The organism is Pseudomonas sp. IT-196MI5, assembly GCF_949767415.1.
GTDB lineage: Bacteria > Pseudomonadota > Gammaproteobacteria > Pseudomonadales > Pseudomonadaceae > Aquipseudomonas.
In genome coordinates this window covers 57,113-78,691 of sequence record NZ_CATKPZ010000010.1, presented here as the reverse complement: position 1 = coordinate 78,691, position 21,579 = coordinate 57,113, and the positions used below count along the sequence as shown (strand labels likewise).

25 protein-coding genes are annotated in these 21,579 nt (G+C 55.3%); 17 read left to right on the top strand and 8 right to left on the bottom strand.

Annotated elements, in window-relative coordinates; all coding sequences use genetic code 11:
* Positions 1 to 177 precede the first annotated feature (177 nt).
* Positions 178 to 1,590: an NAD(P)/FAD-dependent oxidoreductase gene (locus ACM6IK_RS07265; RefSeq protein ID WP_414873753.1), complete on the top strand. Its 1,413-nt coding sequence runs from the start codon at positions 178 to 180 to the stop codon at positions 1,588 to 1,590.
* A gap of 16 nt (positions 1,591 to 1,606) precedes the next feature.
* Positions 1,607 to 2,566: an alpha/beta fold hydrolase gene (locus ACM6IK_RS07260; protein WP_414873752.1), complete on the top strand. Its 960-nt coding sequence runs from the start codon at positions 1,607 to 1,609 to the stop codon at positions 2,564 to 2,566.
* 58 nt (positions 2,567 to 2,624) lie between these two features.
* Here the strand turns inward: ACM6IK_RS07260 and ACM6IK_RS07255 are convergent, their stop codons facing one another.
* Positions 2,625 to 3,116, bottom strand: coding sequence for a metallophosphoesterase family protein (locus ACM6IK_RS07255; protein ID WP_414873751.1), 492 nt, complete (start codon positions 3,114 to 3,116; stop codon positions 2,625 to 2,627).
* A 155-nt stretch (positions 3,117 to 3,271) separates the two neighbouring features.
* On the opposite strand from ACM6IK_RS07255, the gene ACM6IK_RS07250 reads away from it, so the two are divergent.
* The 6 genes from ACM6IK_RS07250 to ACM6IK_RS07225 all read left to right on the top strand — a co-directional run bounded on the left by ACM6IK_RS07250 (position 3,272) and on the right by ACM6IK_RS07225 (position 7,276).
* A complete protein-coding gene (locus ACM6IK_RS07250) occupies positions 3,272 to 3,907 on the top strand; it encodes a DUF4157 domain-containing protein (protein ID WP_414873807.1) in 636 nt (211 codons plus the stop codon).
* A 57-nt stretch (positions 3,908 to 3,964) separates the two neighbouring features.
* A complete protein-coding gene (locus ACM6IK_RS07245; RefSeq protein ID WP_414873750.1) occupies positions 3,965 to 4,450 on the top strand; it encodes an adenosine-specific kinase in 486 nt (161 codons plus the stop codon).
* Positions 4,451 to 4,660: 210 nt separating this feature from the next.
* Positions 4,661 to 5,059: a hypothetical protein gene (locus tag ACM6IK_RS07240; protein WP_414873749.1), complete on the top strand. Its 399-nt coding sequence runs from the start codon at positions 4,661 to 4,663 to the stop codon at positions 5,057 to 5,059.
* Between the two features lie 2 nt (positions 5,060 to 5,061).
* Complete coding sequence (locus ACM6IK_RS07235; protein ID WP_414873748.1) at positions 5,062 to 5,301, top strand: helix-turn-helix domain-containing protein; 240 nt, start codon at positions 5,062 to 5,064, stop codon at positions 5,299 to 5,301.
* 277 nt (positions 5,302 to 5,578) lie between these two features.
* On the top strand, positions 5,579 to 6,388 hold the full coding sequence (locus ACM6IK_RS07230; RefSeq protein WP_414873747.1) for a glycosyltransferase: 810 nt from the start codon (positions 5,579 to 5,581) through the stop codon (positions 6,386 to 6,388).
* A gap of 84 nt (positions 6,389 to 6,472) precedes the next feature.
* Positions 6,473 to 7,276: a 2OG-Fe(II) oxygenase gene (locus tag ACM6IK_RS07225; RefSeq protein ID WP_414873746.1), complete on the top strand. Its 804-nt coding sequence runs from the start codon at positions 6,473 to 6,475 to the stop codon at positions 7,274 to 7,276.
* A gap of 87 nt (positions 7,277 to 7,363) precedes the next feature.
* Here the strand turns inward: ACM6IK_RS07225 and ACM6IK_RS07220 are convergent, their stop codons facing one another.
* From ACM6IK_RS07220 to ACM6IK_RS07210, 3 genes are all read right to left on the bottom strand, one after another.
* On the bottom strand, positions 7,364 to 8,290 hold the full coding sequence (locus ACM6IK_RS07220) for a LysR family transcriptional regulator (protein WP_414873745.1): 927 nt from the start codon (positions 8,288 to 8,290) through the stop codon (positions 7,364 to 7,366).
* Positions 8,287 to 9,261 (bottom strand): quinone oxidoreductase family protein, encoded by a 975-nt coding sequence (locus ACM6IK_RS07215; protein WP_414873806.1) that lies wholly within the window; start codon positions 9,259 to 9,261, stop codon positions 8,287 to 8,289. The genes ACM6IK_RS07220 and ACM6IK_RS07215 overlap by 4 nt, the downstream gene beginning before the upstream one ends.
* A 261-nt stretch (positions 9,262 to 9,522) precedes the next feature.
* Entirely contained in the window at positions 9,523 to 10,323 is an 801-nt protein-coding gene (locus ACM6IK_RS07210; protein WP_414873805.1) for a transporter, read from the bottom strand.
* A gap of 308 nt (positions 10,324 to 10,631) precedes the next feature.
* Here ACM6IK_RS07210 and ACM6IK_RS07205 point away from each other — a divergent pair, with 308 nt between their 5' ends.
* The 9 genes from ACM6IK_RS07205 to ACM6IK_RS07165 all read left to right on the top strand — a co-directional run bounded on the left by ACM6IK_RS07205 (position 10,632) and on the right by ACM6IK_RS07165 (position 18,364).
* Positions 10,632 to 11,312, top strand: coding sequence for a DUF3313 domain-containing protein (locus tag ACM6IK_RS07205; protein ID WP_414873744.1), 681 nt, complete (start codon positions 10,632 to 10,634; stop codon positions 11,310 to 11,312).
* Positions 11,313 to 11,427: 115 nt separating this feature from the next.
* Complete coding sequence (locus ACM6IK_RS07200; protein WP_414873804.1) at positions 11,428 to 11,889, top strand: hypothetical protein; 462 nt, start codon at positions 11,428 to 11,430, stop codon at positions 11,887 to 11,889.
* Positions 11,890 to 12,573: 684 nt separating this feature from the next.
* Complete coding sequence (locus tag ACM6IK_RS07195) at positions 12,574 to 13,395, top strand: winged helix-turn-helix domain-containing protein (RefSeq protein ID WP_414873743.1); 822 nt, start codon at positions 12,574 to 12,576, stop codon at positions 13,393 to 13,395.
* A complete protein-coding gene (locus ACM6IK_RS07190; protein WP_414873742.1) occupies positions 13,392 to 13,874 on the top strand; it encodes a hypothetical protein in 483 nt (160 codons plus the stop codon). The genes ACM6IK_RS07195 and ACM6IK_RS07190 overlap by 4 nt, the downstream gene beginning before the upstream one ends.
* Positions 13,875 to 14,066: 192 nt before the next feature.
* Positions 14,067 to 14,357, top strand: coding sequence for a hypothetical protein (locus ACM6IK_RS07185; protein ID WP_414873803.1), 291 nt, complete (start codon positions 14,067 to 14,069; stop codon positions 14,355 to 14,357).
* 178 nt (positions 14,358 to 14,535) lie between these two features.
* Positions 14,536 to 14,868 carry a hypothetical protein gene (locus ACM6IK_RS07180; RefSeq protein ID WP_414873741.1) on the top strand — a complete coding sequence of 111 codons (333 nt, stop codon included), beginning with the start codon at positions 14,536 to 14,538 and terminating at the stop codon, positions 14,866 to 14,868.
* A gap of 127 nt (positions 14,869 to 14,995) precedes the next feature.
* Positions 14,996 to 15,961 carry a helix-turn-helix domain-containing protein gene (locus tag ACM6IK_RS07175; RefSeq protein ID WP_414873740.1) on the top strand — a complete coding sequence of 322 codons (966 nt, stop codon included), beginning with the start codon at positions 14,996 to 14,998 and terminating at the stop codon, positions 15,959 to 15,961.
* A 236-nt stretch (positions 15,962 to 16,197) separates the two neighbouring features.
* A complete protein-coding gene (locus ACM6IK_RS07170) occupies positions 16,198 to 17,793 on the top strand; it encodes an EAL domain-containing protein (protein ID WP_414873739.1) in 1,596 nt (531 codons plus the stop codon).
* 70 nt (positions 17,794 to 17,863) lie between these two features.
* Positions 17,864 to 18,364: an outer membrane beta-barrel protein gene (locus ACM6IK_RS07165; protein ID WP_414873738.1), complete on the top strand. Its 501-nt coding sequence runs from the start codon at positions 17,864 to 17,866 to the stop codon at positions 18,362 to 18,364.
* Positions 18,365 to 18,479: 115 nt separating this feature from the next.
* On the opposite strand, the gene ACM6IK_RS07160 is transcribed toward ACM6IK_RS07165, so the two are convergent.
* The 4 genes from ACM6IK_RS07160 to ACM6IK_RS07145 all read right to left on the bottom strand — a co-directional run bounded on the left by ACM6IK_RS07160 (position 18,480) and on the right by ACM6IK_RS07145 (position 21,561).
* Positions 18,480 to 18,755: a type II toxin-antitoxin system RelE/ParE family toxin gene (locus tag ACM6IK_RS07160; protein WP_414873737.1), complete on the bottom strand. Its 276-nt coding sequence runs from the start codon at positions 18,753 to 18,755 to the stop codon at positions 18,480 to 18,482.
* Positions 18,755 to 19,027, bottom strand: a complete 273-nt coding sequence (locus tag ACM6IK_RS07155; protein WP_414873736.1) for a CopG family ribbon-helix-helix protein — start codon at positions 19,025 to 19,027, stop codon at positions 18,755 to 18,757. The genes ACM6IK_RS07160 and ACM6IK_RS07155 overlap by 1 nt, the downstream gene beginning before the upstream one ends.
* Before the next feature lie 179 nt (positions 19,028 to 19,206).
* Complete coding sequence (locus ACM6IK_RS07150) at positions 19,207 to 20,817, bottom strand: mechanosensitive ion channel family protein (RefSeq protein ID WP_414873735.1); 1,611 nt, start codon at positions 20,815 to 20,817, stop codon at positions 19,207 to 19,209.
* Positions 20,818 to 21,105: 288 nt separating this feature from the next.
* The gene (locus tag ACM6IK_RS07145) at positions 21,106 to 21,561 is read right to left on the bottom strand and encodes a hypothetical protein (RefSeq protein WP_414873734.1); all 456 of its coding nucleotides are present in this window, start codon (positions 21,559 to 21,561) and stop codon (positions 21,106 to 21,108) included.
* Positions 21,562 to 21,579: the final 18 nt, after the last annotated feature.

Here is a 21,579-nt window from a genome sequence, read left to right as displayed (position 1 = left end):
AGCCGCCACGTGCATGCGCCAGAGCGTCAGGTATTGCATCGACTGGAGAGTCGCGACTCAGGCTGCAACCATTAATTCCATCGGTTATTTGTATGAGGAGCATTCGTTCTATCGGGCTCGGTACAGGTGGCTAATCTTCTGAGGTTGAGGGGGGAACCTTCAGAAAGGCGAAAGCATATGGACGCAAATCTGATCGAAACCGATTACCTGATCATCGGTGCTGGCGCGACGGCCATGGCTTTCGTCGATACGCTACTCAAGGAAACGAATGCGCACATCATAATGGTGGATCGACACGACCGACCTGGCGGGCACTGGAATGACGCCTACCCATTCGTCCGATTGCACCAGCCCTCGGCCTTCTATGGCGTCAACTCACGGGAACTGGGCAGCGGAACGAAAGACCAGGCGCAACTCAACGAAGGCCTGTATGAGCTAGCCTCCGGCGCCGAGGTGGTGAGCTACTTCGACCAGGTGATGAATCAGCAGTTTCTGCCGTCAGGTCAAGTCCGTTACTTTCCCATGTGCAACTACACCGGCGACCGCATTGACGAGCACCGGTTTACCTCGCTGCTCAGCGGCGTAAACCATCAGGTCCGGGTGCACAAAAAGGTGGTAGACGCCACCCATGCCCAGACGGCAGTTCCCTCGACCCACCCGCCCAGGTACAGGGTGGAGCCCGGCGTGCAATGCGTGCCACTGAACGACCTGCCGAAGATCCGCCACCCCCACTGCGGCTACGTCGTGGTGGGATCGGGCAAGACCGGGATCGACGCTTGCCTGTGGTGTCTGCAAAACGGTGTTGCGCCCGCAAAAATCTGCTGGATCATGCCGAACGATCCTTGGTTGATCGACCGGGCCAACCTGCAACCCGGCCCCGACAGCTTCGAACGAACAATCGGCGGCCTCATGGCACAATTCGAGGCCATCGCAGCCGCAGACTCGATCCCGGACCTGTTCGCAAGACTTGAGGCCGCCGGCCAACTCTTGCGCCTGGACAAGTCCGTCGAACCCACTGCTTACCGCTGCGCCACCGTCACACAGGCGGAATTACGCGAGCTTCGACGCATCGGCAACATTGTGCGCCTGGGCAGGGTGCGAGCTATCGAGCCAACGCGCATCGTGCTCGACCAGGGCAGCATCGCCACGAGCCCAGGCACTCTGCACATTGATTGCAGCGCCAGTGCCATCCCGTCACTGCCTGAAATGAGGGTGTTCGACGGCGGCAAGATCAACCTGTTGATGGTCAGCAGTTGCCAACCCGTGTTCAGCGCGGCCTTGATCGCTTACGTGGAAAGCCACCTGACCGATCAAGCGCAAATGAACGCGCTTTGCACGATGGTCCCCCCGCCTCACGTACCCACGGACTGGATCAGAATGTGGGCGGTCTACCTGGGTAACCAACTACGCTGGGCAGAGCATGAAGGCCTGTCGCGCTGGATCAGGCAGTCGCGCTTGTTTTTTCTGACTGCGGTGCTCAGGGGCCTGCAGCAAACCGACACCGAGAAAATGGCACAACTGTATCGGCTCTCTGTCAGCCGGCAGAAGGCTCAGGCGAATCTGCCGCGGCTGCTGGAGTCCATCGCTTGAATGGCAGGAAGCGCACATGAACGAGCCACGCCTCGAAATGCTTGATATCAATGGCATCCGCATGCAGGTAGCAACGCAAGGTTGCGGCCCGTTGGTTTTGTTATGCCACGGCTTCCCGGAGCTGTGGTACTCGTGGCGCAACCAGCTTGCGGCGTTGGCGGCCGCTGGGTATAGAGCGGTCGCGCCTGACATGCGTGGCTATGGCGGCACCGATGCGCCGGCCGAACCCGACGCCTACACCACGCTCCACCTGGTAGGCGACATGGTGGAATTGGTCAACGCACTCGGCGAACAACAAGCCGTGATCGTCGGTCATGACTGGGGCGCGCTGGTGGCATGGAGCGCAGCAATGATGCGACCCGATCTGTTCCGAGCAGTGGTCGGCATGAGCGTTCCCTTCTCGCCACCGGGTCGCGTGGAGCCCCTGGGCGCGCTTGCCTCGCGGGGTATCAGCGACTTTTATATCCAGTACTTCCAGACGCCGGGTGTGGCCGAGGCCGAACTGGAAAGCGATGTCGAATCGTCGATCCGGCGCATCTACTTCAGTGGCTCGGGTGACGGGCCCGATGGGCCGGTATTCGGCCGGCTGCAGCCGGGCCAGGGCTTCCTGGGCGGGATGATCGAGCCCGAAACCCTGCCAGCCTGGCTAAGCCTTGCGGATATTGGCTACTACACCGGCGAATTCACCCGCAGCGGATTTCGCGGCGGCTTGAACTGGTACCGCAACATAACGCGCTCGTGGGCACTGCTGGCCCCCTGGCGCGGTTGCATTATCCGGCAGCCGTCGATGTTCATTGCCGGGAGCCGCGACGCCGTGCTGAAATTTCCGGGCTCTGCGCGGCAGATCGAAGCCTTCGCGCAGACACTGCCGGACCTGCGCGGGTGCCATATCCTCGAAGGTGCCGGCCACTGGATACAGCGAGAGCGGGCGACAGAGGTCAATGAACTGCTACAGGGCTTCCTGAAACAACTCTGATGACGGACCACCAGCATTTAATACATATTCTCATTTGTATTTTCTGAATACTGCCGATTCAAATCGTCAAGGGTTCAATCAATCCGGGGGGCTGCTCCAACAGGTCAAGCAACCGAGGCTCAATCGAAGTCGCCGTTATCTCGAGCAGGGCCAGCGTGACAGGCAGCTTGAAGCGTCGTCGCCCCGCGCTGCCTGGATTGACAAACAATCGCTCCCCGCGCCATTCCATTCGTGGCTTGTGGGAGTGGCCGGTGATCACCAGCTTTATGCCTGGGTCCAGATCGACCGGGACATCGGCAATGTCATGCACCAACAGCGTCTGCCAACCGTTGAGGTCCAATCGCAGAAAATCAGGGAGATGTCCTGCCCATGCCTGGTTTTGATCATTGTTCCCGCGCACGACGTGCAGCGCAGCGATAGCCGCCAGTCGCTCAAGAATGTCCAAGCTACCGATGTCGCCGGCATGAATGATCTGCTCGCACCCCGCCAGGGCGGCAAGCGCTTCGGGACGGAGCAAGCCGTGGGTATCGGAAATCACGCCAACCTTCATGCAAACTCCAGAACGATAGGGGCAATGGCCTGAATAATATTTGGACACCAGGGAATCGAACGGTACCCAAAGCGGTCCAACACGTGCGCAAGCTGCCCGAATGATCGCCTGCCGACCGCCATTGCCTCTGGGAGAACCAATTGTCACCTGCCTTTATGCGTCAACTTGTCCGCTTGGCGATAGCGCTTTTCTGCGTGGCTACTTCGTCCTCTGCTTTCGCCTGCCCGCAAGGACAGTACCAGGTCTGCGCGGTCGCTTGTTTTTGTGCTCCAGGCGCCAAAGGGGACGTTGGGGAGCTCTTCGATAACATGAACCAGATGGCGGCCGTCGGTTTACAGAACTGGATCGTGCAATCGCGCAATACCTTGGCAACGGGTGATATCCGGCCAGTCCCGCTGAATATCCGGGCCCAGCTCGAACCCTACTATGACATTGGAGTGCTCGATTCGGCTCGCTACAAGGTCGGCGACGATGTGGAACTGAACGCCGCTAACGCCATGCTGCAGAATCCCGATGTAAATGCGGTCACCCTTGTCGACATCATCGTCTTTCGCAGTCCCGATGATGCACTGAACAATGTCGCGCTGTGGGCGCACGAGCTGAAGCACGTGCAGCAGTACCAGCAATGGGGCGTCAGCGAGTTCGCCACTCGCTATACCCGTGATTACTCAGCCGTTGAAACGCCTGCGTACGCGATCCAGAGCCAGGTAGCCAGAGCGCTGAGGGCCAGCGTGGCCCAGCCAGGGTCTCCTCGAGTTCCTTCAGTGGACGCAGCGATAACCAATGAGTAGCTATGCTTGGTTTGTTGGCAGACTCTGCTGGCAACATCGTGAAAGGAGGCGTTTGAGATGCAACTCATCACGTTGAAAATCGATAAACCGGATGTGACGAACTTCATTCTGGGTCAGACGCACTTCATCAAGTCCGTCGAAGACATCCACGAAGCACTGGTTAATGCCGTGCCGGGTATCCAGTTTGGCGTGGCCTTTTGTGAAGCCTCTGGCAAGTGCCTGGTGCGATGGTCTGGCACCAGTACCTCAATGATTGAACTTGCACAGAAGAATGCGAAAGCCATCGCCGCAGGCCATAGCTTCATCATTTTCCTGGGCGACGGCTTCTATCCGCTGAACGTGTTGAACACCATCAAAATGGTTCCAGAGGTATGCCGTATTTTTTGTGCAACCGCCAATCCAGTCGAAGTGATTCTCGCTGAGACGCAACAAGGGCGAGCAATCCTTGGTGTAGTGGATGGCTTCTGTGCCCATGACATTGAAGGCGATGAAGACATCCAGTGGCGCAAGAACCTGTTGCGGCAGATTGGCTACAAGCTGTGAATTGCAGAGCGGGCATTTCGTGAGAAAGGGACTGGTCTGATTTCGTCTGGCTGCACATCTGCGGCGTGTCGTTTGTAACGGGCTCCTAGAACTTTTCCTTATTTATCGGTCTATGTGGGTAGGCACATCCGCTCGGTAAGCGCGAGTTCACAGGCTTCCCGCAGCCAGATGGCCATACCCCCAAATGTCAACCATAGGTTTTCTTCGCTCATGAAATTTCATGACCCACGGATGGTGCTCTTCGGCCTGTTCGCGTTCGCGGCAATGGGCTCGGCATCAGCAACACAGATGAAAGCCTCAACCTCTGTTTTGGCAACTGAAGTCGCAGCCGTCCAGGTTCCGGTCCAGGTTGCCGGCAACCCTTGGCCAACCCTGGCCAGTATGGCCGGCAAGCAATCTGGGCCGTTGCTTGCCCATGACGACCGATACTGGCACGACGGCCGTTGGCATGATCGTAGAGACGATTGGCGCCGGGACGACTGGCGTAGAGAACAGTGGCGTAGAGAACAAGCCCGTCGAGAAGCCCTGCGCCATCGTGATTGGGAATACCACCAGGATCGGGCCATGCGGCACCGCTACGAGGACGATCACCGCTACTATCGTCGCTAAGCATGCACGATGACATCACCACCTTGCGAGCCTTGCTGGCCAAGGCCCGTAGCCGCAGCGCCATCGAGATGCTCAATGCCGAACGCTTGAGCCTCACCGAGATTGCCGAGCGATTGACTTTGAGTGACCTGTCGAGCTTTTCCCAGGCACTCAAGCGCTGGCATGGGGTAGCTCCGAGTCATTTCTCGCTGCGAAAAAGTAGCGGTGGCATGTGCTGGATGACGAACTGGAGTGATCAATGAGCTCAGTTCACACCTTCCCAAGGCGCTCGCCTGAGCAGCCTCCTGATTCAACGAATCAAGTCACGGATATTTACCTGTAGAGCAGATCCTTATACGATGAAGTCCGTTCTACTGCGCGCCATCAGATCTGAGTAAGCTATGGTTGTTATGCATAACAAAGCGATCTAACAAAATGTGCTCTATAGCCACGCAAATTTTTCGTAGAAAGCCAAGCAGAATCCGCATGCAGATTCAACTACTTCTACAATTAAATACAATACCATTGAGCACCTGAACAATGAACAACCCTGATTCTGCGCCCGAAAGCTCTAAAGCTTTCAGCATCGTCATAGTGAATTACAAAACACCGGAAATCACCAAGATATGCCTGGACTTATTGCACCAGCATGTGGGCAGCAAAGGCGTCCCAATCTGGGTAGTTGACAACTATTCCGCCGATGAAAGCACTGAGTATTTACGCACGCTTGACTGGATCAATTTAATCGAGCGTTCTGTGACTGAACCAGAACCGGGCCACATCGCGCATGGCAAGGCACTTGATCTGGTGCTGGAGCGGATTGAAACTGATTATTTATTCTTGATGCACACTGATACGTTTGTTTTCGATAAAAATGTTTTTCCGATGATGCTGAATAAATGCTTGAAAAACCCGAACGTCGTGGCCGTCGGTTGTGTTGAGCAATTAAACCGCGGCACCACCAGAACTTTTTGGCGCTTTAGCTCGCGACTATTCAAACATCATTTCCGACGCCTGAAAATTTCGATGGGAATGCGCTCCAGAGAACCAAAACCGTACAAAGAAGTCTACTTGAAAAGTTTCTGCACATTGTGGAACTGCAAGCTTATCAAACAACACAACTTGCATTTTTCGATGGATGACCGTGTACCAGGCTATACGCTCCAAGACCGCATGACCGAACTTGGCTATGTCGTTGAAATGTTATCACCGCGTAAAATCTTCAGTTACCTGGATCACATTCAGGCCGGCACTGTCGCAGCGGCTGGTGGTTATGACAAGAGTCATAGACGCACCAAAATGTACAACAACATCCTTAAGCGTCTGAACAAGGACGACAAAAAAAGTTAAGCTACGAACAGACGCAACGAGCCGTGCGCTCAACGCTGTTTGACGTCACCTAATAAGTCTTAATATCAAGTTATTGGAGCGGTAATGGCCCCCATCACTCAAGCACTACCTATCACCCTGTCCCCGGAGCTTGATTTCGACCAGAACGCCGCCAGCGCCTTTGGTGAGTCATTGACCAATCGCTATACTCAGGCTACGCCATTTCCGCACATCGTCATCGACAATTTCTTGCACGAAGACCTGATTGCAAGTATCTGCTCGCACTTCCCGACCGAGCCAACCAACAACGAAATGCTCTACGAGCGAGGCTATAAAGGTCAACGAAAACGTCAAATCAGCCCCAACGAATGCGCGCCCCATTTGAAGGCTGTTTTCAACATCTTCAACTCGGCGCCCATGTTGCAATTTCTTGAAAAGCTCACAGGCATTGAAGGTTTGATACCCGACCCCTACTTTGTCGGTGGCGGCCTGCATGAAACCAAAAGCGGTGGTTTCCTGGGGGTGCACTCGGACTTCAGGCTCAACAAAAAGCTTAATGTCGAGCGCCGACTGAATATCATCATTTATCTGACTGAAGACTGGCGAGAGGAATACGGCGGCAACCTGGAACTTTGGGATGTCGACATGAAGACCTGCCTTAAAAAAATCCTGCCGATTTACAATCGCTGTGTCATTTTCAATACGGACAAAGACAGCAATCATGGGCACCCAGAGCCTCTAACGACTCCAGAGCACATCACCCGCAGGTCTATCGCACTTTATTACTACACCGCAGGAACCATGGTGATCGATCCTGCACAAAGAAACAAAACTCACTACAAACCAAGGCCAAAAGATCGTTTTAGCCTAAAGTACTACATGAATAAACTCATCAAGAAGAAAAACTGAACTGTATCGCCAGACGATCGAGTTCGTGCTTTTTTGAGCGTTAGCTTGCCAATCAGGATATGCCCCCATGCTCAGTTACAACGTCGATCAAATGGCCCATGGGGGCGCAGGGATAAACTTTGACTCGATCCATTGTTTGAAAGCGACAACCACGGCACTGGGAAATCTGGCCGATGGCCTGACCAGATAAACCCCACCTGCGGCATCCAGTTGCCAGTCAGGCAGGACATGCAACAGCCGCCCGGCAACGATATCACGACTCATCAACCAGTCACCGACCCCCAGTATTCCTGCACCCGCGCGGGCCGCCGCCAGTAATGATTCACTGTCATTGGCCGTCAGGTTTCCTTTCGGAGAAACCGTCTGCAGCTCATTGCCGCGATGGAGTCTCCACTGGGGAAAAGACGCAAGACCGCTGAAGCGAAGGCAATTGTGATTGACCAGATCCTGCGGCGTTTCCGGCATGCCGTGCTCTCTGATGTAAGCAGGCGAGGCACACAGTATCCGGCGATGGTCACTCAGCTTTCTGGCGATCAACCGGTTGTCTTCCAATTCTCCGATTCGGATTGCAGCGTCAAAACCTTCATCAATGATGTCGACCAGACGTTCGCTATAGTCTGCAAGGATCGAGACATGGGGATAGGCCTTGAGAAACTCCGGCAGCATCGGGCCAAGCCAAAGCCTTCCCATGGCTGCCGGCAATGCAAGTCGCAATGTACCCCGAATTTCGCTGGCACCCTCGGCCGCTTGCTGCTGCGCTTCATTCATCAACTCGATGGCTGAGCGCAGACGCTGCTCCAGCTTGGCACCGACTTCAGTAATTCGCACCTGCCGGGTCGAGCGCTCCACGAGCCGAACGCCAAGGCGCTTTTCCATGGCCGCGAGCCGCTTTGAGACGACGGTTGGGTGCCGCTGCAATAGCCGGCCGGCGCCGACAAATGAGCCTTGCGAGGCCACGGCCAGAAACGCAGCGATTTCGTCACTGTGCTGATTGTTCAGAACATCAGGATTCATGGTTTTAGAATGATCGCCCCCGATGAGCGCCCCGACTCCAGGTCGGCGTGCGCCAATGCTGCATCAGCCAGTGAATAGCTGGCCCGGACCGAAGGTTTGATGATACCCGCACCGATGGCGGCCAACACATCCTGCGCTCGCTCCTGGTATTGCGTGACACTCGCCGTATGGGCTGCCAACGAAGGACGTGTCAGGAACAGCGAGCCTTTGGCGTTGAGTGTCGACAGTTCCACGGCTGACGGCGCACCCGATGAAGCGCCGAACGATACCATCACACCACGTGGTCGCAAGCTATCCAGGGAGGCCTGGAAAGAAACACGCCCTATCGGGTCATAGACGACGTCGACCTTTTTCCCGTTGGTGATACGAGCGACATTCGATGCCAGGCTGTCAGCGTCGAACACCAGGACTTCATCACATCCCGACGCTTGAGCTTTTTCGACACTGGCCTGCTTTGAAACCACGCCGATCACAGTGGCCCCCAAGTGTTTTGCCCACGGCACCATAATTTCCCCCAGCCCTCCAGCCACACCGTAGAGCAGCATGGTTGTGCCATGCCCTACGGGGTAGGTGGCTTTCAGAAGATACTGTGCAGTGATGCCCTTGAACATGACAGCCGCTGCATCATCGAACGACAGTGCATCCGGAATCCTCACCAGCCGCTCTGCCGGATAAAGCCGCGCCGACGCATACGAGCCAATAGGGCCGGTCGCATAGGCGACGCGATCTCCAACTTGCACATTGCTGACACCGGCCCCCACAACGGCGACGCGCCCAGCGCCTTCCAGCCCAAGTCCGGATGGCAACGCAACGGGCACCGCGCCCCTACGTTGGGTGACGTCGAGGAAGTTGACACCAATAGCTGCTTGCTCGAGCCAGACCTCGCCTTGCCCTGGCGATTGTTCGCTCAGTGTTTCCAGGTTCAGTACTTCAGGATTGCCGGGCTGGTTAAACCGGATCGCAGATACCATGGTCATTTCCCCTTCAGTCAGAAGCTGCCTTCACATATGAGCTTCTAGTGTGAGAACTGACCCTGTAATGAACAAGACGGGTTTAATGCAGGTCATTAGTGCATAGATTGCAGCAATAACGCTTCCGATACCACACGTTATTGCGTAGATCGATGCCGGTTCTGGCAATTCTGAAGACGCCGAAGGCTATCGCCGCCAGTCCTCAAAACGCCCGTGGCATCCCGATCGCGTTCGTAGTGGCGTATGAGCGGAAACGGCGTATCAGCGTGGAAACAGTAACGTCACGGCGGCGCGAAAGCCCCAGCCTTGCGGGCCGTCTTCCGGGCTGTCGAGCCAGTAGCGCGGGCCGGCCTGCACCGTCAGCGGTTGGCCGCTGATTCTCAACAGTTGGGTGACCGTCAGGTTGATCGGTACCGACCATTCGCGCGATTGCCAATTGTAGGTCGACTCGGTGTTCACCCCGTAGGTCGTGTACGTATGAGTGGTGTACGAGAGGAAGGGTTGCAGGAAGGTCTGGTTGACCTTTTCCTTGTCGTCCGGCGGGCTGTCGTCCAGGCCCCAGATATGGTTGGCCAGAATGCCTCGGGTCCAGCCATTGGACTGTTTCAACGCCACCGCCGTCGGGCCCAGGCCCCATTGCTCGCTGCTGAGCAATTCGTCACTGCCGGTCGGTATCAACATCGCAGGACCGGCACCGAGAATCCAGCCACTGTCCGTGGGCCTGGTCGGCGAGAAGAAAAAACTCTGGGTGACATCGCCGGTGCCGGATTTGTCCGCCGCGCCATTGGGGGCCAGGCCGTGCTGGTCGATGACTGGCAGAATTGTGCGAGAGATCAGGTTCCAGTCTTCGTTCAAGGCAAACGGCAGTACAGGCTGGATATTGGTGACGCTGTGCATGCCCTCCCCGGTTGGCCCCATCTTCTGGTCCCAGTTGTACTGCACTGGCAGGCTGTACATCGCCGCGACCGGGTTGAGGGCTTTCTTCGCCAACTCTGCCGAATCGTCGGCCTGAGCTATCGGGATGAAGCCCAACACAGCGACGAGTGTCGACGCGCTACCCATCCATCGTTCTTTCACATCCATTCTCAATCACCTGTAGACGCCAAAGCCGGCGTTGCAAAGGGTTAGCGTAGGCAACTGTGATCGATGTGCAATCTTTCCTGGCCGTGCGTTTAATAGTTTTTAAGCGTTATTGATTCGGATTATCCCGCTGCTACAGGCAGCATTCGGCCCGCTTTGACCGGCGTGCAAGCACCTGCTGTGCGTAACCGACTGGCGAGTACCAGTGCCCGAATACGAGGCGCCCAGACCAATGCCTGGAGCCAGGTCGGAACCCGAATGACAACTTTCATCACTTGAGAACCAAATACATGGGCATGTCGAATAAATGGATTGCGGGTATAGCTTTGAGTTGTGTATTTCAGGTCGGCTGTGTCTCGAAAGTAGCGCAGCAAGAACAATACTCGGGCTTCCTGGGCAATTACCAGGGCCTGGAGGAGCAAACTACACCGAGTGAGCAGAAGGTATTGCGCTGGGTATCGCCGGGGTTCGATCCTCGCGCGTACTCCACGGTGGTGTTCAGGCAGATGGAGCTGTATCCAGCGCCGCAGCCGACCGCGCGTGTCAGCCTGAAGACGCTGCAAGACCTGCAATTGATGGCCAGCAACAGCGTCAAGACCGCCTTTGCCCAGCGCTACACGATCGTCCCCTATGCACAGTTGGTACCGACCGATTCGCGATCGCTGATCCTGCAAGCGGCGATCACTCACGTCAGCGCCAACAACGAAGGCATGCACTGGTATGAGGCCGTTCCAATCGGGGCCATTGTCGGGGCAACGCAAGCAGCCACCGGGCATCGGGATCAGACTGCCGAGATGTACATCGAAGCCAACCTGATCGACGCCAGAACCGGTATGCCGGTCGCGAAGATCGTTCGCAAGGTATTCGGCGAGACCATCAAGAATGCCGAACAGCCGATTGTTGCCAATGACTTCAAGATTGCGCTCAAAGGCATGACCGACGATATGCAGGCCCTCCTCCTCAAGCGTTGACGCTCAGGCAAACCCCATCGCAAGCAGACCTGCATGGGGTTTCAATGTGATACCTTGCCGTGTTTTCCCTCTGACAAACCGTTAACCGTACCGACGCCTGACGTGAGACTCAATGATGAAAATACTGGCCCATAACGTAGCGCTCGTTACGATGTTGCTGAGCACCAGCGCCCTGGCTGCAACCGTGGTTCCCCTCAAAGGTCAGACCTCCCAGACCATCCAGCAGGACACCAGTGCCTGCCAGTCCCAGGCCAACGCGCAACATCCGGTACAAAGCACCGTGCCATCCGGGGGGCGGGTGAAGGGCGCCGCAACCGCCGCGGTAGCCGGCGCGACCGCGGCAGAAATTCGCGGTCGACAACATGAAAACCTCTATGACCAGATCGACAACGATACCAAGCAAGATTATCGCCAGAACCGCGCACACAGTGCCGCGGCTGCCGGCGCCGTCGTGGGGGCTTCCAGGCAGCGTCAGGAGCGGCGGCAGAATCTGAGTGCGAGCGAACAAAGCGTCACTGCCAACAACTCCGTCTACAGCAGCTGCCTGCAACAACGTGGCTACGATGTCTTGCCTTGATCGACGGCGACAGAGGCGTGAAGTATTTGTGTCCCTGTCGTTTTGCTCGCGTCCTGGCTTCTGGCTACCCGCAAAAGCTTGAAAAAAAGCCCCGAGCCCTTCATGAAAGGACTCGGGGCAAAGTCGTAGAACGAGAGGTGAGGATCGTTTACATCGCGACAGACAAATCATGAACGCGATGTGTATCAACGCTCCTCGAGAGCCATTTAAAGCGCTAATGCCCCTGATTCAAAGCTAATCAGAATCAAAAATAGTCTTCAATGAGACAGGCGGACAAAAACACAATCATTGATTTGTATCTTGATACTTCAGGTTGCAATTGAAATCTGTCGCAAGAGCGAAGTTAGTTCATTCCGGCATGGCTCCGCGCAAACCCACCAGCCCGAGCTTGCAGTTTTCGGATAGCGCAGATAATCCATTCCAAGCATTATTCACGGTGTCCAAATCAAAAACCGTGGGTCATCCAGCAATGCTTTTCCCTTGTATGATTGAACTGATACCTCTGACAGGCCGGGCTGTTTGCCACACGGCACGCCTCTGAAACGAGCCAGTCCGGCTTTGTGAATGCGACACACAGTGCACCTTCCTCCTGGCCCTCCTCTTCGTTCACTTCCCAGACCAGAATGTACCGAGCCAAATCCGGCCCCTATACTCAGGCCAGCACCGCCTGAACGGAAGATTTATATGAGCTACACCTTCAAGTTGAAAAATGGCGCCGTGGCGGTATTCGACCCGGACAACGCCATGCTTTCCATTACAACACCCCATGGAGATGTACAAAATTCCACGCTAGGTAGAGCTGAGTCGCGTCTGTTGGACCTGCTGCTCATGGAGCCAGGTGTCACTAAAAGCCGCGATGAAATCATCGACTACACCTGGAATGACCGCGTGGTTGCCTCCGGCAGTTTGAATCAAACGGTTTTCTCGTTACGCAATATTCTCAATGACAGTCGAGATCACGAGATCCTGATGACTGTTCCTCGACGAGGATATTGCTTCAACCGGCAATGCGTAGTCGATGCAGAAGCGGATGTACCCGTACCCCGAGAGGAAACAGCGCCGCCACCCGCCTCCCTCCCCGGACAACGACCGCCACCTGATAGCGAAGAACTGCTTGCATCCCCGGGTAAACCCAGTAGATCCACTCGCATTACAAAAGCCCAGCTGATCGCTTATATCGTTACGCTGGCAGTCGTTGCCTTTACTGTTTTTCAATTCGACTTCGACGCGCCAAAAATTGAAATCTCCAGTATCGACAAGAATGGACTGGTCATGCACGCCGTGGGCAGCGATCTTGCCGAGGCTCAAGCGCTGATGGATCTGTCGGTCAAACAAACTGAACAGCTACCGCCAAACCTGAAGGGCCAGGTCTGGATCAACCTGTATAAAGCCAATTATTCCATTTCGTGCATCCGCCAGGATCAAAGCACTGCAAATCTGCAATTGAACAGCAGCGAAAGAGACCTCGCCTTGATGATTCGTCAATGTCTGGAAGTCACCCTATGAAGTTCGGAATTCCGCAAGCCGTTCACTGGCCTCTTATAGGCTTGATCAATGCACTGTGCATTTTCTCCCTTGTTTACTCCCCTTCGCACTACATGGAAAATACCAGTTACCAGACAAAATCCCGACAATGGCTGGAAGATCTTGATCAACTCAACACCGAAGAGTACCTCACTATCGGGCATGGCCGACTCACGGGGACCACCCTTGAAAGCCTGAATGGAAAAATCCGCAATGCGACCATCTCGGCGAATATAATTGGAGAAAACAATTCACACGTCGAGATAAAAGTCAGCAACATCAAACTCAGCCAGGACAATGAACTTTTTGCCATTGAAAAGACCCCTGACCTGTTTTTCAGACGTCAATATGTCTTGCAAGAAGGCGCCATCCTAAACTACGAGTTGATCCCGACCCAGGATAAAAACGCCGTGTGTTTTTATATCCATGAACTTGGCCGCTTGCGCTGCATGAACCATTAGTCGGGCTCCCGCAGCGACTCGACGCCCGCCTGGCACAGGTTCACATCAAGGAATTCTCAAACAAAAATAATACTTATTGATTTGAATCAGACGTCTCTCCTGACAACAATCCCTCGCCGATAATCTTAGGAATCGAGCCTGCTTGATTCTCGCCCGGGACAATGCCCTATACAGGAGAATCAAGTGAAAGCCATGCATTTGCTGCAACCTCATCAATTGACGACTTTCGGTTTCCTGGTGGTCTTTTTTCTGTCTGCCATGCCACTTTATTCGTTGGCGCACGACGAACGCTCCGTCGAAAGCATGACCATTGAATATTATGAAATTGAAACAAGCCCGGATGACAGCCAGAAACTGTCGCATCTGAAGATTCACAGTGAGAATGAGTATCATGCGGACGAGCAGAACAGTGATTCTGCGCTGCCTGCCCCGCCACAAAGTGATACCGGCATGAGCTACGCCAACTCGTTCATACTACTTTGAAGAGTGTTGTGCTCGCAGGAGCAAGCGGTGACTGACCTCTTCTGACAACCTCATAAATATGAGTTATTGACTTTGGCAGGCACCCACGAGGTGAGATTATTTTCCGGCCAGATCGCGGCAGAGATGCAACTGACATTCAGCTCTGCCTGAATAAACCGTTCATAAGGAAATCGCCTCGATGCTACTGAAAAACTTCGTCACCGTGTCGTTTGGTTTATTGCTTTCTCTCAAGGCCATGGCCGACGACAAGAGCGTCTACAGTGCCAAATTGACGAGTGTCGAAACCAACAAGAAGGTCCCAAGTGCAGTGAAAACCAGCTATCAGGTAAAAACCGGTTATCGTATTAACGACTTTTACTCATTTACAGCTGCAGCCATTGACCCGATGAAACCCCAATCGCAGATCTTCAGTTCGAAAATTGACCCGAGCAACGTTCAACACATGGACGATTCACCATTGGACAGCAAGTATGCATTTTCGGCGGAGCTGGAACTGATCCGGGGACTCTGACAACCCGTTCAAAGCCAATGGCAATGGGGTCGATCTCACCGACCGATAGGGCGCCCAATCGCGTACCTTCTCCATGACTGCCCGTCAGGCCAGACCCTAATCATTTAACAGATGAGCCTTCAATTTCATGAGTATCGCACCGCCCGACGAGATCTTTCATTTGTCTTCTGCCTTGCCGAGCCAACTGAACAGAACAATAGGCAAATGGGAAATGAGCCTTATTCCGACCGAGCAAGAGGCGTGCATTCGGCAACATAAGCTCTTTCACAGTCCCGAACTCCAATTCAGCCGTCTTGAGTTCGACTCATCCGTCACCCTGGTCAGTTCTGTCCCTGCCGGATTCGTGACATTCGCCATCTCGCAGCCTCCGATTGGTCGTCCCGTCGTAAACAATCACAAACTACGGCCCGACGAAATCATCGTACTGCACAGCGATGAATCGGTGCATTACACCTGCGAACCGAATGAAACACTTTTCAGCATCACCACAACACTGGAAAACTATGACCGGTGCCGCCAACATCACGCCGTCATAGATATACTTGCAAACAGAACACAACACAGTTTTCAAGCTGAAAACTTTCAAATCATACAATCGGCCATTCAAGCCATCAGCGCTTGCTGTGTCGACATCAACGACTCTGATTCATCACAGCGCAGCGCAGCAGAGGGTTCAGCGATTGAAAGTGCAGTGCTTGCTGCTCTATTGCAGTCGTTGACACCCGCTGGCAGTTTCAGCCGTAAAGTTCCGACAAGAAGAAAGGTGGCGATAGAAGCCATACAGTACATTCATGAAAACACAAAAAAAACGCTCTCTATAAAATCACTGGTAAGGCAACTTGATACCACCACGCGCACCCTGCATTTTGGCTTTATTGAAACGTTCGGGATGTCGCCAATCGCTTACATCAGAAACCTGAGACTCGCCAGTGCCCGCCGCGACCTGATTAATAAAACGTGGCCCACCGTGACAGAAACCGCAATGTTCTGGAACTTTCACCATCTGGGCCGGTTTTCCAAGGCGTATCAGATTGCTTACGGAGAGACACCGTCAGAAACGGCCAGGCGCAACTCAGCCAAGCCCTGCAAATGATGATTAATAATTTCCTTTGATTAACCACATGGACCCACCATTGCTTATTTGCCCATTCAAGGAAATAAGCATGCATCATCGAATAAACACACTGCCGCTCAAGCAGAAAATCATTCTGTGCATTACCGCCTATGCCAGCGGCATCTTATTGGCCGGGGTAATTGACTGGTACTGAAGACGTTTAATCCGCTTCTACAGCGGTGCACAGTGAAATAATGATACCTCGAGGTTTTTCGATGGTTGCCGCATATAAAGCGTTACTTGGAAGGCACGCAGTCACTGTATGTCTGATTGCTGCAGCGGGCTGGGCCGCATGGTTTTGTGCCGGGGGACTGGCTGAGCAATTCATTGCACGGAAGTTGAATAACGTTTACGCCGATCTGCGCGCTGCTCAAGTGGAGCCCAATGCGCAGATCGACAAGGTACTGGAAACCCTCGGCGATCTCGATCGTTCGGGCCAGGAATGCTCCGCCGAGCAATATTCACAACTGGCCGACCTGGTTAAAAACCTGCGATTTGTCGATCAAGCGGCAATCCAGTTGCCCAATGGCAAGATCTGCTCCTCCTACGGACAAGAACTCCCTTCATTACTGGCAGGCAATGAGAAGCGCAAGTTCTCAATTGGAAGACGCACTTATTGGGTAGGTTCCGGCCACGCAGTTTCTGCGGACACCGACTTCATCATTGTGTCGGAACAGTCAACCTACGTCTGGGCAAACAAGAAGATCCTGCTCGACAACTTGAAGTTTCCCGAGGACCTGCAACTGGACCTCATCGGCCCCGGCGGCGCAGTGCCCATTGCCTCCACGGGGCCTCAGCCGCTGAAGATGCGCAAGCCCTTCCACCTTGAAGAACTGGTTACCTCGGCAGACAAGGTCCTCATCGCCTTTGCGGGCAACCGAAATGAACTGATCTCGGTCATTTCTCTGCCGTTGAGTTACCTGACAAGTCTCAAATTCAAATTATTCATTGGCCTTGCGTGCGTGTTCACAGCGCTGCTCTTGCTCGCTAGGCGTGCCCAACGGCATTACACCTCTACTGCCGTACGGCTGCGCAATGCCATGAAAGCCAACACGCTGGGTGTTCACTACCAGCCTATCGTCAATTTGACGACGGGCTATCTGGTGGGTGCCGAAGCACTGTCCCATTGGAGCGACAACGGCACCCATGTGCCTGCGGATGTGTTCATTCCGATGGCGGAGAAGTCTGGCTTGATCCACGAACTGACGCGTTCGGTGATTCGACAAGTGGCGCAGGATTACAGCACCTACCTTTGGGCGTGCAAGGACTTCTACATTACGGTCAATCTTTGCGCCCAGGATATTCAGGACCCGAGCTTCCCGGACTATGTGGCCAGCGTGCTGGCAACCTACAACATGCCTGTGTCCGCCATGGCCTTTGAAATCACCGAAAGGACGATGCTCGATCAGAAGCCTGCCGCCCTGCAATTGCGACGGCTTCGTGCGTGTGGACATCGCATTGCAGTGGACGAATTCGGTATCGGCCATTCCAACCTCTCGCTTCTGGATTCGGTGCCTTTCGACATTCTGAAAATAGATCGCTCATTCATCGCAGACGACAAGATCGCTGCCGAGGATGCCTTGTGGCGACACATCGCCCGGTTGGCCAAGTCACTAAGGATCAAGGTCGTGGCCGAAGGCGTCGAGACTCAGGAGCAACTGCCGCACCTGGTTTCGGAGGGGGTTGTATTGGCGCAAGGCTGGTTGTTCTGCAAAGCGCTGCCTGTTCAAGCACTGGCGAGACGCTACTTTCAATGCCCGGCAAACATCCCGCCTTACGACGCAAAAATATCAATCAATGACTTCTATTAACCCCTCACGGCCCCTCAAATGCTCGCCGAACCCTAACACCAGACAAACCTGTACAAGGACTCCACCACACATGCGACTTCGAAACCTTGGCTTCGCTTCACTGCTATCGCTGCTGTCTTTTCAAGCGCTCGCTGATGACAAAGGTTTATATCTTGGCGCTGGCGTAAGCAGCATTCAGACCGACGAATCCAGACTGGACGACGACGACACCAGCTACAAGGTTTATGCCGGGTATCGCGTCAATAGCTACCTGGCCTTCGAGGGGGCCTACGTCGATCTCGGTCAATTCAAGGACAAGAATGTCGATTTCGAAGGCAAATCGGCCCAGGCTGCGGCCCATGTCGGCTTTCCCCTGGGCGATCGGATGCGGGTATTCGGCAGTGTCGGCGCTCACGCCTGGGACGCCGACGGCAATGCCACCGACGACGATACCGGGGTTGACCTGACCTACGGTGTCGGCCTTGAGGTCGATGTCTTTCGCAACATCGGCCTGCGCGCTGAATACGAAGTGCTGGAGGTCGGCGAGATCGACCTGAACCAGACGACCGCATCCGCCTATATGCTTTTTTAACACCGCTACAACTGAGCGGCCTTGCCGGTCGCTCAACGCACCCTGCGCAACGCGCGTTCCCCGCCCGCCGGCTCCCGCAATGATTTTTTGCAACCCGACATCCTGCTTGCAGGCGCTATCGATGCTCGCGTGTATGCCACAAGCGCAGCAGATAGATCGTTGAATGCTGAATTTCATATCGAAGTTCATAGTGGCCGATCAGAATTCGACGCACATCCCGCGGATCGAACTCCTCCAGACGCTCTCCAATGCGCGGGTTGACCAGCAAAGTGCCTGGAGCAGCAATCAGCTGTTGAACCGTATGGACAGCGGCAGGTTGATTGACGGTGGCTAGAAACTCGTACAAACGGGCTACATCAGAAAGCGCCTTGCCAGTCCACTTCAACTCCATCAGCGCGGCACTGGTAACGGAGAGTCTGTGCCGAGACTTTCGGCCCATGCCTGGACAGCCTGATGGTCGATAACACGACCGGCATCCACATCGGCCAAGGCTTCACGGGTCAGACGACTACGCTCTTCTTCCTGATCCAGCCACGCTGAAAGTGCCTGCTTGACGATCCAGTTTCGAGAGCGATCCAGACGCTCTGCGAGCGCATCAACCCGTTCGGCCAGGTCTACCGGGACGTGTGCCGTCACTGAGCGGGTTTTGACGGTAGTAGCCATGACATTTGCTCCCGTGCCGCGAGATGCAGCAGATACCGGTTAACGTTATTCAGATTGCTTCAATATGAACCAGATTAAATCACATCTGATAACCCAGGATGGTCAAGCACGATAGATGGTCATCGCGCATTGCTTGCGCCCCAAATTCGATCAGGGTGCGAGCGCCCTTTCAGGCGAAATCAGGACTCCTTCGATTCCTGCGCGGGTGCCGGGTACCACTTGTCCTTGGGCACCCATTTCTCTTGTTGCGGATCGCCCAGGTAGTGCGGCGACATGATCTGCACGCCGTACTCGTTGAACACATCCTGGATGTTGGCGTGCAGCATGCTCAGCAGCACGGCACGTGGCCGTGGCTGGCTGGGGATGGCTTGCGCCACCAACCGGTACTCGGGGTAGAAATCCGACAATGCCGTTTGAAACACCTGCGCCGGCGGTACTTCGAGGATGCCGGGTGTCCGTCTGGCGGCCTCCAGCAACATGCCCTCGACCTGCCGCCACGGTGTGTCATAGCCAATGGTGACCACGGTATCGACCACATAACCGGGGCCTTGTACAACCCGTGAATAGTTCTTGGTGACCGCGCCGGTGATCATCGAGTTGGGCAAGGTCAGCACTTCGCCCAGACCGGTACGAATGCTTGTGGTGAACATGCCCAGTTCAGTGACCGTCCCTTCGTGCTCGCCAATGCGTACGAACTCACCGGGACGCAGGGTTCGGGTGTACGTCAGGATCAATCCGGCCGCCGCCTGGCCGACTACGCTGGAAGCGCCCAGCGAGATCATCAGGCCGACCAACACCGACAAGCCTTTGAACGCATCGGTACCGGCGCCCGGCAAGTAGGGGTAAGCCATGGCCAAGGCAAACAGCCAGATCGCCAGCGACGTCAGGCGTTGGGTAGGCTGCAGGGTTTCGCGGTTCAGCCAGCTGAAGGTGCCGGGCGTGGCCATGCGCCGAAGTATCCGGCGAGTGAACGCTGTTGCACCCCGTGCAATGAAAAAGATCGCCAGTGCCACGCCAAGCCCGGGGACGGCCCCGAGAACGCCTTGCAGCAAATAGTCGGCGACTTCCAGCAGATAGTTGTTAAGGCTTTCACCCCAGGGCCGGGTATAGGGAAAGCGCGACAGGACGAACCCCAGCCACTCGTACGTGAGCAATAACACGATGGCCCAGCGCAGCCATTCCAGCACGCGGCTGACCACTGGATAAAGGAAGTTGGCGTCGATCAACGGAACCCGCCCGACTTTCAGGGCCTGGGTGTGGCGGTGCATCAGGCCGGGCAGTTTTTTCAGTAGTTTTCGGCGCAAAAAAAACATGCACAGCAGCAAGCCCAAGTAGATACCCGTGGCCAGCAGCGCAGCGCCAACCGAGCGGAGTATCAAGCGCAGGCTGCGGGCTTCCCGGGTTTCGGCCACCGCCTGGCGCAGCTTTTCAGCCGCGGCTTCGGCGGCCTGCTGTACCGAGTCGTATTCGGTCTCGTCAAAGTCCCTGGGCGAAACGATAAAGGCGCGCCGGCTTCCCAGCAGCACCATGTAGCTTTTCATGATCGGGTCGATGGAGACATTGAGATCGTCGACGTCGTCCAGCGCCTCACCGATCACCGCTTTCGCCCGCTTGACCCGCGAGGCCGGAGCTTCACCGAGGAGGGTCGCGCGAAACACCATGATGCTGCGGTTGGCCACTTTCAATTCAACGGGAGCTTCAACCACTTTCGGTGCGTCTGCGGCCCACAATTGCACCGACCAAAACATCCCGAAGACAGTAAACATTCCAGCGAGCAGCCTGCTCCGCATGTGTCGGATCCTTGCGTCACGAAATTCAGATCGAGGGTATGTATCGCAGCGTAGTTCACCGATGAACGGTTGTCAGATTGGAGCTACAGGCCGTTTCCTTATCCGTCTGATTCCTTGAAACAGCGAGCTCGAGCCCCGGAAGCTGTGCTCTGGATCGGATTCACGAAACACTGAAAATCCCTGTGGGAGCGAGCTTGCTCGCGATAGCGGTGGGTCAGGCACCGGGACGTTGAATGTGCCGCCGCCATCGCGAGCAAGCTCGCTCCCACAGTGTGTTGCGTACCTGACTCAAGGGTTGACCTGATACCCCTTGCCCTGCAAACAGCTGGTGTAGGCCGTCGAGGTGTTCGCCTGCGTGGTTTTCGATTGCTCCCGGCGCTCCTGACGCTGACGCGAACCACCGACAACCATACCGGCCGCGGCGGTTTCCTTGGCGCGGTCCTGGCGGACGTTCTGTTTCACGTCACTGTCGACACGATCATCAAACGCATCGTGCTGATTACTGCGCACACCAGACGCCACGGCGCCGGCAGCAGCCCCCGCGGCCGCCCCTTTGACCCGCCCGCCCGATGGCGTCGAAGACGTCGATGCAGCCTGACTGTTGGCGATGCTCTGGCATTCGGACATATCTGCCTGGGTTTGTTGCGAACTCTGCCCTTTCATCGGCACCACCGATTGGGCCCATCCCGGGCTACTCAAAATCGACAATGCGATACACAGGCTGACCGGTGAAAACCTTTTCATGATGATCTCCGACAGGCT

Coding starts and splice junctions, on each gene's coding strand:
- ACM6IK_RS07220 (WP_414873745.1), bottom strand. CDS start 8,290: ATGAATCCTGATGTTCTGAACAATCAGCACAGTGACGAAATCGCTGCG.
- ACM6IK_RS07245 (WP_414873750.1), top strand. CDS start 3,965: ATGCAACTCATCACGTTGAAAATCGATAAACCGGATGTGACGAACTTC.
- ACM6IK_RS07230 (WP_414873747.1), top strand. CDS start 5,579: ATGAACAACCCTGATTCTGCGCCCGAAAGCTCTAAAGCTTTCAGCATC.
- ACM6IK_RS07155 (WP_414873736.1), bottom strand. CDS start 19,027: ATGGCTACTACCGTCAAAACCCGCTCAGTGACGGCACACGTCCCGGTA.
- ACM6IK_RS07225 (WP_414873746.1), top strand. CDS start 6,473: ATGGCCCCCATCACTCAAGCACTACCTATCACCCTGTCCCCGGAGCTT.
- ACM6IK_RS07190 (WP_414873742.1), top strand. CDS start 13,392: ATGAAGTTCGGAATTCCGCAAGCCGTTCACTGGCCTCTTATAGGCTTG.
- ACM6IK_RS07265 (WP_414873753.1), top strand. CDS start 178: ATGGACGCAAATCTGATCGAAACCGATTACCTGATCATCGGTGCTGGC.
- ACM6IK_RS07200 (WP_414873804.1), top strand. CDS start 11,428: ATGAAAATACTGGCCCATAACGTAGCGCTCGTTACGATGTTGCTGAGC.
- ACM6IK_RS07160 (WP_414873737.1), bottom strand. CDS start 18,755: ATGGAGTTGAAGTGGACTGGCAAGGCGCTTTCTGATGTAGCCCGTTTG.
- ACM6IK_RS07215 (WP_414873806.1), bottom strand. CDS start 9,261: ATGGTATCTGCGATCCGGTTTAACCAGCCCGGCAATCCTGAAGTACTG.
- ACM6IK_RS07150 (WP_414873735.1), bottom strand. CDS start 20,817: ATGCGGAGCAGGCTGCTCGCTGGAATGTTTACTGTCTTCGGGATGTTT.
- ACM6IK_RS07195 (WP_414873743.1), top strand. CDS start 12,574: ATGAGCTACACCTTCAAGTTGAAAAATGGCGCCGTGGCGGTATTCGAC.
- ACM6IK_RS07205 (WP_414873744.1), top strand. CDS start 10,632: ATGGGCATGTCGAATAAATGGATTGCGGGTATAGCTTTGAGTTGTGTA.
- ACM6IK_RS07145 (WP_414873734.1), bottom strand. CDS start 21,561: ATGAAAAGGTTTTCACCGGTCAGCCTGTGTATCGCATTGTCGATTTTG.
- ACM6IK_RS07175 (WP_414873740.1), top strand. CDS start 14,996: ATGAGTATCGCACCGCCCGACGAGATCTTTCATTTGTCTTCTGCCTTG.
- ACM6IK_RS07250 (WP_414873807.1), top strand. CDS start 3,272: ATGCGTCAACTTGTCCGCTTGGCGATAGCGCTTTTCTGCGTGGCTACT.
- ACM6IK_RS07260 (WP_414873752.1), top strand. CDS start 1,607: ATGAACGAGCCACGCCTCGAAATGCTTGATATCAATGGCATCCGCATG.
- ACM6IK_RS07210 (WP_414873805.1), bottom strand. CDS start 10,323: ATGGGTAGCGCGTCGACACTCGTCGCTGTGTTGGGCTTCATCCCGATA.
- ACM6IK_RS07180 (WP_414873741.1), top strand. CDS start 14,536: ATGCTACTGAAAAACTTCGTCACCGTGTCGTTTGGTTTATTGCTTTCT.
- ACM6IK_RS07235 (WP_414873748.1), top strand. CDS start 5,062: ATGCACGATGACATCACCACCTTGCGAGCCTTGCTGGCCAAGGCCCGT.
- ACM6IK_RS07165 (WP_414873738.1), top strand. CDS start 17,864: ATGCGACTTCGAAACCTTGGCTTCGCTTCACTGCTATCGCTGCTGTCT.
- ACM6IK_RS07255 (WP_414873751.1), bottom strand. CDS start 3,116: ATGAAGGTTGGCGTGATTTCCGATACCCACGGCTTGCTCCGTCCCGAA.
- ACM6IK_RS07240 (WP_414873749.1), top strand. CDS start 4,661: ATGAAATTTCATGACCCACGGATGGTGCTCTTCGGCCTGTTCGCGTTC.
- ACM6IK_RS07170 (WP_414873739.1), top strand. CDS start 16,198: ATGGTTGCCGCATATAAAGCGTTACTTGGAAGGCACGCAGTCACTGTA.
- ACM6IK_RS07185 (WP_414873803.1), top strand. CDS start 14,067: ATGCATTTGCTGCAACCTCATCAATTGACGACTTTCGGTTTCCTGGTG.